12 protein-coding genes and 1 pseudogene are annotated in these 12968 nt (G+C 72.3%); 11 read left to right on the forward strand and 2 right to left on the reverse strand.

All coding sequences use genetic code 11. The annotated features are described in order from the left end of the window. Nucleotides 1-45 precede the first annotated feature (45 nt). Nucleotides 46-840 carry a 3-ketoacyl-ACP reductase gene (locus QUE47_RS03345; RefSeq protein WP_286218559.1) on the reverse strand — a complete coding sequence of 265 codons (795 nt, stop codon included), beginning with the start codon at nucleotides 838-840 and terminating at the stop codon, nucleotides 46-48. 249 nt (nucleotides 841-1089) lie between these two features. On the opposite strand from QUE47_RS03345, the pseudogene QUE47_RS16520 reads away from it, so the two are divergent. The 8 genes and pseudogenes from QUE47_RS16520 to QUE47_RS03380 all read left to right on the forward strand — a co-directional run. Next, a pseudogene (locus tag QUE47_RS16520) lies at nucleotides 1090-1245 on the forward strand (GntR family transcriptional regulator); the annotation flags it as partial. A 149-nt stretch (nucleotides 1246-1394) separates the two neighbouring features. Beyond that, nucleotides 1395-1838 carry an FCD domain-containing protein gene (locus QUE47_RS16525; protein WP_350227721.1) on the forward strand — a complete coding sequence of 148 codons (444 nt, stop codon included), beginning with the start codon at nucleotides 1395-1397 and terminating at the stop codon, nucleotides 1836-1838. Nucleotides 1839-2067: 229 nt separating this feature from the next. After that, nucleotides 2068-3138: a BMP family ABC transporter substrate-binding protein gene (locus tag QUE47_RS03355; protein WP_286218561.1), complete on the forward strand. Its 1071-nt coding sequence runs from the start codon at nucleotides 2068-2070 to the stop codon at nucleotides 3136-3138. Between the two features lie 173 nt (nucleotides 3139-3311). Further along, on the forward strand, nucleotides 3312-4937 hold the full coding sequence (locus QUE47_RS03360; protein WP_286218562.1) for an ABC transporter ATP-binding protein: 1626 nt from the start codon (nucleotides 3312-3314) through the stop codon (nucleotides 4935-4937). Further along, complete coding sequence (locus QUE47_RS03365) at nucleotides 4934-6169, forward strand: ABC transporter permease (protein ID WP_286218563.1); 1236 nt, start codon at nucleotides 4934-4936, stop codon at nucleotides 6167-6169. The genes QUE47_RS03360 and QUE47_RS03365 overlap by 4 nt, the downstream gene beginning before the upstream one ends. After that, complete coding sequence (locus tag QUE47_RS03370) at nucleotides 6166-7089, forward strand: ABC transporter permease (protein WP_286218564.1); 924 nt, start codon at nucleotides 6166-6168, stop codon at nucleotides 7087-7089. The genes QUE47_RS03365 and QUE47_RS03370 overlap by 4 nt, the downstream gene beginning before the upstream one ends. A 68-nt stretch (nucleotides 7090-7157) precedes the next feature. Beyond that, nucleotides 7158-8093 carry an ornithine cyclodeaminase family protein gene (locus tag QUE47_RS03375; protein ID WP_286218565.1) on the forward strand — a complete coding sequence of 312 codons (936 nt, stop codon included), beginning with the start codon at nucleotides 7158-7160 and terminating at the stop codon, nucleotides 8091-8093. Continuing rightward, nucleotides 8090-8575 (forward strand): nucleoside deaminase, encoded by a 486-nt coding sequence (locus QUE47_RS03380; protein ID WP_286218566.1) that lies wholly within the window; start codon nucleotides 8090-8092, stop codon nucleotides 8573-8575. The genes QUE47_RS03375 and QUE47_RS03380 overlap by 4 nt, the downstream gene beginning before the upstream one ends. On the opposite strand, the gene QUE47_RS03385 is transcribed toward QUE47_RS03380, so the two are convergent. Beyond that, nucleotides 8543-9553 (reverse strand): LacI family DNA-binding transcriptional regulator, encoded by a 1011-nt coding sequence (locus QUE47_RS03385; RefSeq protein WP_286218567.1) that lies wholly within the window; start codon nucleotides 9551-9553, stop codon nucleotides 8543-8545. The genes QUE47_RS03380 and QUE47_RS03385 overlap by 33 nt on opposite strands. 279 nt (nucleotides 9554-9832) lie before the next feature. Between QUE47_RS03385 and QUE47_RS03390 the strand changes: the two genes are divergently transcribed. The 3 genes from QUE47_RS03390 (at nucleotide 9833) to QUE47_RS03400 (ending at nucleotide 12929) form a co-directional block, all read left to right on the forward strand. Then, nucleotides 9833-11077, forward strand: coding sequence for an ABC transporter substrate-binding protein (locus QUE47_RS03390; RefSeq protein WP_286218568.1), 1245 nt, complete (start codon nucleotides 9833-9835; stop codon nucleotides 11075-11077). A gap of 171 nt (nucleotides 11078-11248) precedes the next feature. Next, entirely contained in the window at nucleotides 11249-12109 is an 861-nt protein-coding gene (locus QUE47_RS03395; RefSeq protein ID WP_286218569.1) for a carbohydrate ABC transporter permease, read from the forward strand. Between the two features lie 19 nt (nucleotides 12110-12128). Continuing rightward, on the forward strand, nucleotides 12129-12929 hold the full coding sequence (locus QUE47_RS03400; RefSeq protein WP_286218570.1) for a carbohydrate ABC transporter permease: 801 nt from the start codon (nucleotides 12129-12131) through the stop codon (nucleotides 12927-12929). Nucleotides 12930-12968 lie beyond the last annotated feature (39 nt).

Here is a 12968-nt window from a genome sequence, read left to right on the forward strand (position 1 = left end):
GCCGATCGACGGCGTCGGGTCGTGCCCGCGCGGCCTGCTCGCTGCTCAGAGCCGCGGGATGTGCATGCCGCCGTCGACGTGGAAGACCTCGCCCGTCGAGTACGGCGTCTGCCCGGCGGCGAGCGTCGAGACCGCCCCGGCGACGTCCGCCGGCCGACCCCAGCGGGCGATCGGCGCCATGCCGCCGGCGAACATGTCGTCGTACTTCTGCTGGACGCCCGAGGTCATGTCGGTCGCGATGACGCCGGGGCGCACCTCGTAGACGACGATCCCCTCGGGCGCGAGACGCACGGCGAACAGCTGCGTGGCCATGCCGACGCCCGCCTTGGAGACGCAGTACTCGCCACGGTTCGTCGAGACGGACGTCGCAGAGATGGACGAGACGTTGACGACCGTGGCCACGGGGCCGTCGGGCGGCTCGGGCAGCGCGTCCAGGTCGCCGCGCAGCGCGATGACGCGGTTGGCGAACGTCTGGGTGAGGAAGTACGGGCCGCGCAGGTTGATGCCGAGCACGCGGTCGAACGACTCGGGGTCGGCCTCGAGCAGGTCGGCGCGCGTGCTCGGGGCGACGCCGGCGTTGTTGACGAGCAGGTCGAGCCGCCCCCACGCGCCGACGGCGTCGTCGACGTAGCGGGCGTGGTCGTCGAGGTCGGCGACGGAGCCGCGCACGTACCGCACGAGGGACGAGTCGCCGGCGAGCGACCGTAGCTCGTCGAGCACCTCGGTCGGCTCCTCGCGGGTGGCGAGGATCGAGACGGCGTAGCCGTCCGCGAGCAGACGACGGCTGATGCCGAGGCCGATGCCCCGGTTCCCTCCGGTGACCAGTGCGACGCGGGGCATGGGGTTCCTCTCGGTTCTTCTGCTGGCTTCGTCCGGTCGAGGGCGAACGGTGCGCAGGGGCCCGAGGGCAGGGCACCGATGCTCTCGTCGGCCGATCGTCGCACGCGACGCACGGAGTTGGCAAGCGCTTTCCCGTAGATGCGCACGCCGCGGCGACCGGCCTGCCGGCGACGCGCCGCGTGAGCGGCCACCCCTCGCACCACGCCCACGACGCCCGGCGCCGGACACCCGGCTCACTAGGATGTCCGGGTGACCGTCACCCCGACCGAGCCGCCGCAGCGATCGCTGCGCGACCACGCGTACACGACGCTGCGCGACAGGATCATCGGGCTCGACCTCGCCCCCGGCGAGCGCCTCGTCGAGCGCGACCTCGCCGCCGAGATCGGAGTCTCCCGCGTGCCGCTGCGCGAGGCCCTGCGCATGCTCGAGAACGAAGGCCTGGTCGTGGTGGTGCCACGCCAGGGGCGCTGGTCGCGCCGTTCACGCGGGACGACGTCGTCCACCTGTTCGAGGTCCGCGAGAGCGTCGAGGTCCTCGCCACCCGGCTGGCCGCGCTGCGTCGCACCGAGGCCGACCTGGCAGAGATGGCTGCGCTCGTGGACGAGGCCAGGGCCGCGCTCGACGCGCACGACGACGCCCGGACCGCCGCGGCGAACGCCGCCTTCCACACGGCGATCCTGCGCACCTGCGGCAACCCTCTGCTCCAGTCGATGATGGCGCCGCTCGAGTCCCGGGTCCGTTGGCTGTTCCACCTGACGAAGCGCCGGGACACGCGCGAGCAGTGCGAGGAGCACGCCGAGATGCTCGCGGCGATCGCCGCGCAAGATCTCGAGCTGGCGAGCGACCTCGCGTTCCGGCACGTCGCCTCGGGCCGCGAGCCGACCCTCGCGCTCGCCGCGACCTGGGCCTCCGACCCGGTCGACCCGATCGAGCTCACGCGCAGCCGCAACCGGAGCCAGCGGGACGCGGGAGCCGGTCGCGCGACGCGCACCGCCTGACCCTCGCGAGGACGCCCGGCCCGAGCTGAGCTCGCGGCCCGCTCGCACCTCCGGTCGCACGCCCGAGCCGGCCCGGGTCGCGGCCGATCGCGAGCATCGCTCCAGCCGCCCCTCCGGCCGCCCGCACCGGGTCATGCATCATTTACGGCCAGTTCACACGACGAAAACAAACGGCGAGCAGACTCCTCGTTAGTGGTATACCACTAACGCCAGCTACCGAGGAGTCCCGATGCGCCCCATCAGCACCGCTCGCCCCACTGCCGCCAGCCGCTCGAACCGCGCCGCCCGCCGCGCCGCCACCGGCCTCGCCGCGGTCGCGACCGTCGGCCTGCTCGCCGCCTGCGGCACCACGGCCGACGCCGCCGAGTCCGGAGACTCGAACGACACCGACACCGCCGCGGCGGAGTCGACCGACCCGTTGGTCGTCGGCGTGTTCCTGCCCGGCTCGATCTCGGACACCGGGTTCATGCAGTCCGCCCACCTCGGCGTCGAGCGCGCCCAGGAGACCCACGGCGACGCCATCGACGTGACCTACGTCGAGGAGGTCGCGGCGTCCGACTACGAGCAGGTGCTCGTGCGCTTCGCGAGCGAGTCCGACCTCGTGATCAGCGTCGGCGGGCAGACCGACGCCGACGTCCGGGCCGTCGCCCCGCAGTTCCCCGACGTCACGTTCGTCGAGATCGGCGGCCCCTCGGACGCCGAGCCTCTCGACAACCTGGCCTACTACGACCCCGAGCAGGCCGAGGCCGAGTATCTCTCCGGTGCGGTCGCCGCCCTGTCCTCCGAGTCGGGCTCGATCGGGTTCATCGGCGGCGTCGAGCTGCCGGCGATCGTCAACGCGTCGGGTGCGTTCGCCAACGGGGCCGAGGCCGCCGTGCCGGGCACCGAGGTCGTCACCGCGCAGTTCCTGGGCGACTTCAACGACCCCGCCAAGGCGAAGCAGGCCGCCGCCGCCAACTTCTCGGTCGGCGTCGACGTCATCGGCCAGATCGTCAACCTCGGCAAGACCGGGATCGAGCAGGCCGCCCAGGACGCGGACGCGTCGATGATCGGCGGACCGATCCCGGGCGAGTGCGCCGACCCCTACGTCGGGTTCGTCCGCACCGACATCGGCACCGAGGTCGAGTACGCGATCGACAGCGTCCTCGACGGCTCCTGGGAGGCCGCGCAGGTCCCGTTCGGGCTGACGACGGACCGCGAGGGCACCGAGTTCGTGCTCTGCACGGACGACGCCGAGACCGCCGCCTCGCTCGCCGAGATCGAGGAGTCCGTCGCCTCGGGCTCCGTCGAGCCGTACTGACCGGCACGGTCCACCGGAACCGGCCCCGGCACCACCGGGAGGGGCGGACGACGGCCCGCACCGCCGTCCGCCCCTCGCCGACCGGATCACGCGCCGTACCGCAAGCACCAGCACCAGCACCAGCACCAGCACCAGCACCAGCACCAGCACCAGCACCAGCACAGGAGATCCCGATGACCGCACCGCCAGCAACCGCGCCAGCGGTGGCCCCTGCGCTCCGGCTGAGCGGGGTGTCCCGGACCTTCGGGGCGACCGTGGCCCTCGACGCCGTCGACCTCGAGGTCAGTCCCGGAGAGGTCCACTGCGTGCTGGGCGAGAACGGCGCGGGCAAGTCGACGCTGTGCAACATCGTCTTCGGCTCGCTGCGCCCCTCGTCGGGGTCGGTCGAGCGTGACGGCGAGCCGTTCACGCCGTCGAACCCCGCCGACGCCATCGCGTCGGGCGTCACGATGGTCCACCAGCACTTCAGCCTGCTGCCGAACCTGACGGTGCGCGAGAACCTCCTGCTGGGTCGTGGCGGGGTGCGGCTCGACCGGGCGGGGCTGGCTCGTCGGCTCGCGGAGCTCGAGGAGGCCTACGGCCTCGCCGTCGACCCGGACGCAACCACGGGCGCGCTGTCCGTGGGGGCGCGCCAGCAGGTCGAGATCGTCAAGGCGCTCCTCCCCCGACCCGACCTGATCCTGTTCGACGAGCCGACCGGGGTGCTCGGACCCGCGGAGATCGCGGGGTTCCTGAGCACCGTCCGTCGGATCGCGGACGCGGGGACGGCCGTCGTCCTCATCACGCACAAGCTCGCTGAGGTCACGCAGGTCGGCGACCGTGCGACCGTCCTGCGTGGCGGTCGGGTCGTCGGCGGCGGCCCGCTCTCCGAGCTCACGTCCGACGACCTGGTGACGCTGATGATCGGGCGCGAGGTCGGCGGCCTCGACTCCGTGCTCGCCGCGAGCCTCGGGCTCACGTCGCCGGAGCCTGTGGGCTCTCCGGCCGCCACGACCGGCGCAGCCGCAGAGGCCCCGGAGCCGGCAGGGAGCCCGGTTCCCGCGGCCGGACCCGCCGTGCTCGAGGTGCGTGACCTCGTGGTCGACGCCACCGACGGCGCCCGCACCGTCGACCACCTCGACCTCGCCGTCCCCGGCGGGTCGATCGTCGGGATCGCCGGCGTCGAGGGCAACGGCCAGAGCGAGCTCGTCTCGGTCCTCTCGGGCGCGCTGACCGCGAGCGCCGGCACCGTGACCCTCGACGGCACCGACGTGACGGCGGCCGGGCCGGGCCCGCGGGCGGCGCTCGGGCTCGGCGTGATCCCGGAGGACCGGCACCACGACGCGATCGTGGGCGAGCTCACGGTCGCGCAGAACCTGCTGCTCGGGCGGCTCGACGAGCTGCGGCGCTTCGGGATGCTCGATCGGCGGGCGATGCGCCGCCGGGCCGAGGACCTCGTCGCCCGCTACGACGTGCGCACCGCGGGCACGGACGCCCCGATCTCATCGCTCTCGGGCGGGAACCAGCAGAAGGCGGTGCTCGCTCGCGAGCTGAGCCTCGACCCGCTGCGGTGCGTCGTCGCGGCGCACCCGACGCGCGGCCTCGACCTGGGTGCCGTCGACGGCGTGGTGCGGCGGTTGCGCGAGGCCGCGGCGTCGGGCGTCGCGGTGCTGGTCGTCTCGAGCGAGCTGTCCGAGCTGCTCGCGCTCTGCGACGTCGTGCACGTCGCCTACCGGGGCCGGCTCCTCGGCCCCGTCCCCACGGACGACCCCACGGCGCGCGACCAGGTCGCACGCCTCATGACGGGAGCAGTCGCATGAACCTCCGCCACCCGCTGAGCCTCGGGCTCCTCGCCGCGGCAGCGGCTCTGGTCGTCAGCGGCCTGCTCGCGACCCTCGCCGGGTCCTCACCGACGGAGGCCGCCGTCGCCCTCTGGGACGGGATGTTCGGCAGCGCGTACGCGATCGGCTCGTCCCTCAACGCTGCTGCGGTCCTGCTGCTCGTGGCGACGGGGTTCATCATCGCGTTCCGCGCGAACCTGGTGAACGTCGGCGGCGAAGGTCAGATCTGCCTGGGCGCGATCTTCGCGGTGACCGTGGGGACCCGCGTGCTGCCCGACTCGACCCCGGCGTTCGTCGCCCTGCCGGCGGTCCTCGTCGCATCGGTCGTGGGCGGCGCGCTGTGGGCGTCGATCGCGGCGGTGCTGCGGGTGCGGCGCGGCGTCAGCGAGGTCATCACGACGCTGCTGCTGAACTTCGTCGGCCTGGCCCTGCTGCTGCTCGTCGTCCACGAGGAGATGTTCCTGCGCCAGCCGATGTCGAGCTCGGAGACGCTGCCGCAGTCGCTGCCGCTCGTCGACGGCGCACACCTGCCGCTCCTCGGGATCCCGCGCTCCCCCGCCACCGCCGCGGTCGCCCTGGCCCTGCTCGGCGCGGTCGTCGCCGCGGTCGTCCTGCACCGCACGTCGACGGGGCTGCGGCTGCGGTCGGTCGGTCTCTCGGCGCCCGCGTCGCACCGGCTCGGCGCCCGGGTGGACCGGCTGCGCCTCGGGAGCCTGACGACGGCCGGCGGGTTCGCGGGCCTCGCGGGCGGCGTCCTGGTCGCGTCGGCTCCGCACGTGCTGGCCGAGGGTGTCTCGTCCGGGTACGGGTTCTCCGGCCTGGTCGCGGGCCTCCTGGCCCGTGGGTCGTTGGCCGCGGCCGTGCTCGTGTCCGCCGCGCTCGGTCTCCTCGTCTCCGGTGGCATCAACCTCCAGCTCGCCGCCGGCATCCCCGCGTCGCTCACGCAGATCACCGAGGCGCTGCTGATCCTCTTCATCGCAGGCTCGGCCCTGTGGACCACGACCGGGCCCCGGGGTGCGGGGCGCCGCAGCGCCGGGTGGCCGCGACGCCGTCCGGAACCCGACCGGTCCGGACCGCCACCGGGTGGCGCGTCGGAGCCCTCTCCCGGGCCCGCGACCGCGACCGGGAGCGGGCCGGACGGCGACCCGGGTCCCGCAGCCCGCCCCGCAGACCGCCCACGCACCACGCACCTCGAGGAGACCCGGCGATGACCAGCATGCTCACGGACCTGCTCGTCGCGAGCGTCTCGCTCACGATCCCGGTCCTCGTCGCGGCGAACGGCGAGCTCGTCAGCGAGCGCGCCGGGGTCCTGAACATGAGCGTCGAGGGCATGATGCTCACCGGCGCGTTCGCGGGGGTCGTCGGCGCCACGAGCACCGGGTCGCCCGTCGCCGGCGTGCTGTGCGGGCTCGCCGCAGGGATCGTGCTGGGCGCGGTCCAGGCGCTGCTGAGCGTGACGCTCCGCGCGAACCAGATCGTCACCGGCATCGCCCTGACGACGCTCGCGATCGCGGCGACGACGTTCGGCGCTCGGCTCCTGCTCGCCGACCGAGGGGTGTCCGTCCCCGGCTTCGACCGGCTCGCGGTGCCGGTCCTGAGCGACATCCCCGTGGTCGGCCCGGCGCTGTTCGCCCAGACCGGCCTCGCGTACGCGCTGGTCGGGGTCGTCGTCGTGCTGGCGCTCCTGACGTCCCGGCGCACGGGCTGGGGCCTGGCGATCGACGCGGCCGGCGAGGACGCCACGAAGGCCGACTGGGCCGGTGTCCCGGTCCGCCGGGTGCGCTGGCTCGCAGTGGTCGGCGTCGGCGCGCTCTCCGGCCTCGCCGGCACGCAGCTCGCGCTGTCGGAGGTCCACACCTTCACCGACAACATGACCGCCGGCATCGGCTACCTCGCCGTCGTCGCCGTGATCGCCGGTCGCTGGAAGGCCGTCCCCGTCATGGTCGCGTCCCTCGTCTTCGGGGTCGCGCAAGCGCTGCAGTTCACGCTCCCCGCCCTCGGCGTCGACGTGCCGTTCGCCCTGCTCGTCATGCTCCCGTACGTCCTCGCCCTGCTCGCCGTCGGCGGCCTGGTGACCCACAGCCGACCCCCGTCGGCGCTCACCGTCCCGTTCGTGCGCGCAGGCGCCTGACCTCCGGAGTCACCCATGACACTGATCCTCGACCGCAGCTCGCTCGACGGGCTCGTCCCCCTTCCGCGGTGATCGACGCCGTCGACCGGGCGCACCGCGCCCTGCGGGCCGGCACGGCGCACCAGCCCCCGGTCCCCGTCGCCGCGACGCCTGGCGCGGACGCGCACTTCCTCGCCATGACCGCGGTGTCGGACGACGTCGGGCTCGCCGGGTCCAAGCTCCTCGCCGACATCCCCGGCAACCGGCAGCGGGGCCTGCCGACACAGCGTTCGGTCGTCGTGCTCGCCGACTCCCGCACCGGGGCCTGCGAGGGCGTGCTCCACGGGGCGATCCCGACCCGGCTGCGCACCGCCGCGACGACGGCCGTGGCGACCCGGGCCCTCGCCCGACCCGGCAGCACGGTGGTCGGGCTGGTCGGCGCGGGCGCGCTCGCCGTCGAGCACGTCGACATGCTCGCCGAGGTGCTGCCCCTCGAGCAGGTCGTGGTCTGGACGCGCCGGGACGCGACCTTCGAGTCGTTCGCGGCGCGGGTGGCCGAGCGACGACCTGGCGTCAAGGTCACCCGCGCCGACTCGGCGCGGACGGCCGTCGAGGCGGCCGACGTCCTGTGCACGCTGACGCCGTCGCGCGAGCCCGTCGTCGAGGGCGCCTGGTTCCACGCCGGGCTGCACGTGAACGCCGTCGGCTCCCCTCCGCGTCCCGATCACCGCGAGGTCGACTCGGCCGCGATGGCGGTCGCGCGGATCGTCGTCGACACCCGGGAGTCCGCGCTGCACGAGTCGGGCGAGGTGGCGCTCGCGATCGCCGACGGCGCGATCACCGCGGACGACTGCCGCACGGACCTGGCCGACGTGCTCACCGGGGCCCTCGTGCGGACCGGACCCGACGACATCACGCTCTTCAACTCGGTGGGCCTCGGGATCCAGGACGTCGCCATCGGCCGTCTGCTGCTCGATGCGGCGCGCGAGCGCGGTGTCGGCCTCGAGCTGGACCTGAGCGCATGACCGCGCCCGACGAACGGGAGCACCTGGAGCGGTCGCTCACGCTCGCCCGGGAGGCGTCGGCGTCGGGCGACAACCCGTTCGGGGCCGTGCTCGTCGCCGCCGACGGGGCGGTCCTCGCGGAGGGGCGCAACACCGCGACCTCGACGGGGGACGTGACGGCGCACGCGGAGATCGTCGCGCTGCGTTCCGTCCCGCCGGAGCGTCGGCACCTGGTCGTCGGCGCCACCGTGCACGCGAGCGGGGAGCCGTGCCCCATGTGCGCGGCGGCGCTCGTGTGGGCGGGGGTCGGGCGCATCGTCTTCGCGGCGGCGACCGTCGACTTCGGCCCGCTGCTGCCGCCCGGCCCGTCGTTCTCGCTGACCTGCGCGCAGACGGTCGCCGCGTCGTCGGGCCAGGTCGAGGTGGTCGGCCCGGTCCTCGGCGCCGAGGGGCTGGAGCCGTTCCGGCCGTCAGCGGGTGGAGTCGCGCAGCGCGAGCCGTGACGGCAGGACGACGTGCCGCGGCTCGAGCTCCGCACCGTCCGCGTCGATCCGACGACGGACGAGCTCGACCATCGCGTCGACCATCGCGTCGTGGTCGGGGTCGACCGACGTGAGCCTCGGTACCAGGTGCTCGCCGATCGCGAGGTTGTCGAACCCGACGACCTGGACGTCCTCGGGCACCGAGAGACCGGCTCGGTGCAGGCCCGAGAGGACACCGGTGGCGACCTCGTCGGTCACGGCGAAGACGCCGTCGACGGCGAGCCCGCGCTCGAGCATCTGCTCGACCACCGCGGCGCCGGCCCAGGCCTCGACCTCCGGGATCTCGATCAGGAGGTCCGGGTCGGGGGCCATCCCGAGCGACTCGTGCGCGAGCCGCCAGCCGAGCGTGCGCCGGGACCCCATCGTCCGTGACGGGGTGCCGACCTCACCGCCGACGATCGCCACCCGACGGGCGCCGCTGCGCAGCATGTGCTCGACCGCCTGCCGGGCGCCCTCGACGTTGTCCATCGTCACGTGGTCGAAGCGCGGCGGCAGGTCGCGCTCACCGATCAGGACGACGGGGACGGTGCTCTGGATCCGGTCCACGGCGGCGGCGTCGAGCCCCACGACGCTGAGCAGGACACCGTCGTACATCTGGAGCCGGGCGAGCGACAGCGCAGCGAGCTCACCCTCCGGGGAGGCCCCGCTCTGCTCGACGACGAGGTGCAGCCCCACGCTCTCCAGGCCGGCGGTCAGCCGGGCGGCGAGGCCGCCGAAGTAGGCGTGGTCGAAGCGGGGCACGATCAGTGCGATCGTCCCCGTGCGGCCGGCGCGAAGGCCGCGGGCCGTCAGGTTGACCTGGTAGCCGAGCTCGGCGATGACGCCGAGGACGCGCGCCCGGGTGTCCGGCCCGACCCGGGGCCGGCCGTTGATGACGTTGGAGACCGTCATGACGGACACCCCTGCGGCACGCGCGACGTCGCTCATCGTCGTCGCCACGCCACCACCGCCTCTCTCGCACCCTCGCCGACCGTCCCGACGGCCGGGCAGTCGTCGGACGGCGGTCCACCGACCGGCGGTCCGTCACGGGGACATCCTGCCAGGCCACGGCCCGCTCGAGATGTGATCGTTATCATCCGCATGATTCCGCCCTCTTGACGAACCAGGATCTGTCCTGCACTCTGTTCGTCAACGGGCAGGTATAACGATAAACCTTCCGAGCTCGACCGGGACGCCAACGACGGCGTCTCGCACAGATCATGGACGAAGGAGTTCCAGATGCGTCGCACACTCATCGTCGGGGCCGCCGGTGCGGCAGCCCTCGCACTGACCCTCACCGCCTGCTCCGGCAGCGACAGCGGCGAGTCGGACGGCGTCACGACCGTCACGCTCCTGTCCTGGACCGGGGAGGAGCAGATGACCCCGGTGATCGAGGACTTCGAGGCGTCCAACCCGGACGTCAAGATCGAGGCCTCGTACTCGCCCCCGGTCGCGGAGTACATCCAGACCCTCCAGACGCGCGTGCTCTCGGGCACCGCGCCCGACGTGTTCCTCATCGCGGCCGAGAACAAGACCAACCTCATCGACGCCGGCAGCGTCATCGACCTCGCCGGCGAGCCGTTCATGGAGAACATCGCCGAGTTCAACCGCGAGACCTACGGCCGCGACGGCGCCGAGTACGGCCTCTCGACGTCGTCCTGGGCCGCGGGCTACGCGTACAACAAGGAGATGCTCGCCGAGGTCGGGTACGACGGGATCCCGGAGACCTGGGACGAGTTCCTCGAGATGTGCAAGAAGCTGCAGGACGCCGGGCACACCCCGTTCCTCGAGAGCGTCGACCAGATGCCGACGACCGTCTCGGCGATGGTGGGCGCGAAGACGGCCGAGATGGACCCGTCGGTCGACGACCTGATCTTCTCGGGCGAGTCGACGTTCGAGGAGCAGTGGACGCCGATCGTCGAGGAGTACAACCGGCTCTACACCGAGGGCATCGTGTCGTCCGACGTCGTCGCGCTCGACGGCGACCAGGTCCGTGACGAGTTCGCGAACGAGCGCGTCGCGATCATCAACGCCGGCCCGTGGATCATCGGCGCGGTCAAGGAGGCCAACCCGGAGCTCGACTTCACGTTCGGCCAGATCCCCGGGCTCGCCGACGGCGCGCCCTACCAGGCCGGTGCCGCGTCCCCGGGCTACGCCATCAACTCGGCGTCCGACGAGGCGCACCAGGAAGCCGCCAAGACGTTCCTCGCATACCTCTCCTCCCCGCAGGGCGTCGAGGTCATGCAGGCGCAGACGAACGACGTCACGGTGACCGACGACTTCGAGCCCCCGGTCGACCCGGTCTTCGAGCCGATGGTCGAGCCGATCCGCTCCGGCGACCTCTACCTGCCGATGATCTCGTGGCAGCGCAGCGAGGACATCCTCAACGTCGAGGCCGTCGCCCAGATGCAGCGCATGATCCAGGGGCAGATCGAGCCCGTGGACGTCACCAAGGCCATGGACGCCAAGCTGGCGACCTCCTAAGTCGCTCCGGACGGCCTGCGGGCGCCCCGACGGGCGCCCGCAGGCCCCGGGGAACCTCCGGAAGGACTTCTCCATGGCTAGCCCCACCGCAGCACCCCCGCCACGACCGCGTCCGCACCACGACGCGCCGCACGCAGGCGCACCGTCGAGGGCGGGTGGAAGCAGATCGCGATGAACCGGGCGTTCCTGATCCCCGCGATCGTGGTCTTCGTCTTCCTCTTCGTGATCCCGCTCGGTCAGTCGTTCTACTGGAGCCTGACCGACTTCACGGGCTACGACCCCGAGCTGTCGTTCATCGGCCTCGCGAACTACTCGACGATCCTCAACGACCCCTCGATGCTCGCCGGCCTCGGCTTCACGCTGATGTTCGCCGTCGGCACGATGGTCGTCGTCACGCTCGTCGCGATCCCCCTCGCCGTCCAGATGAACAAGGCGTTCTTCGGCAAGAACTTCGTCCGCTCGCTCTGGTTCTTCCCGGCGGTGCCGTCGATGGCGATCCTCGGCCTGGTGTGGTCCTACATCCTGTCGCCGCTGCCGTCGGGCGTGCTCAACACGCTGCTGAACCGCTGGTTCGGGGTCGACGCCGTCTCCTGGCTCTCGGACGACACGCTCGCCCGGTGGTCGGTCGTCTTCGTGGGCGTCTGGGCCCAGGCCGGCTGGCACGCGGTGCTCTACCTCGCGTACCTGCAGTCGATCCCGCACGAGTACTACGAGGTCGCCAAGATCGACGGGGCTTCGCCGCGGCAGCAGTTCTTCGGCATCACGCTGCCCCTGCTCACGCCCGCGATGGTGATCAGCTCGTTCCTGCTGCTGACCAACGGCCTGAAGGTCTTCGACCTGCCGTACACCCTGACCGGTGGCGGGCCCGGCTTCTCCACCTACACGATCACCCAGTCGATCATCGTCTCCGGCGTCAGCCAGGGCCGCTACGGCCTCGCCTCGGCTCTCGCCGTGATGTTCACCGTCGCGGTCGGCGTGATCGGCTTCAGCCAGCTGAAGCTCACGAGCGTGATCTCGAGGAGGTTCGTATGAGCACCCCCTGTGGCGGCGCGTGCTGCTCAGCATCGGCATGATCGCGGCGGCGATCCTCATCGGCGTCCCGCTGTACTACATCCTCGTGAACAGCTTCAAGACCCAGGCCGACATGGTGACGTCACCGCTCGGGCTGCCGCAGGAGTGGTTCTTCGGCAACTGGCAGGACACGCTCACGGACGCCGGGATGTACCGGTCGTTCGCGAACACGATCTACGTCACGGTGCTCGGGGTCGCACTCCAGCTCGTCGTCGGCGCCATGGCCGCCTACGCCATGATCATCTCGTCGAGTCGAACGACGAAGATCCTCGGCGCGGTCCTCCTGCTCGGCTTCATCGTCCCCGGCCAGTCCACGATGATCCCGCTGTACCGGACGCTCGTCGGGTTCAACCTGGTCGACGACCTCAACGGCCTGGTCGTCATGTACCTGGGCGGGTCGATCTTCTGCTACTTCCTCATCCAGGGGTACATGCGGACGCTGCCCTTCGAGGTGATCGAGGCGGCCCGGATCGACGGGGCGAGCGCCAACCAGATCTTCTGGCGCATCGTCCTGCCGCTCATCAAGCCGATCCTGGTCACGGTCGGGGTGTTCCAGACGATGTGGGTCTGGAACGACTTCCTCCTGCCGACCGTCTTCATCTCGTCGCCGCAGAAGAAGACCGTCGTGCTCGAGGTCTACAACGCCGTCTCCGAGTTCACGACCGACTGGCCGGCGTTCATGACCGTGACCGTCGTGGCCCTGATCCCGATGGTCGTCTTCTTCATCTTCACGCAGCGACACATCGTCAGCGGCCTGCTCTCCGGCAGCGTCAAGGGCTGATCCGCCCGGGGCAGCCGTCGGCAGCTCGCCACGGCGCGA

It is taken from the genome of Paraoerskovia sediminicola (genome assembly GCF_030296575.1).
Classification (GTDB): domain Bacteria; phylum Actinomycetota; class Actinomycetes; order Actinomycetales; family Cellulomonadaceae; genus Paraoerskovia; species Paraoerskovia sediminicola.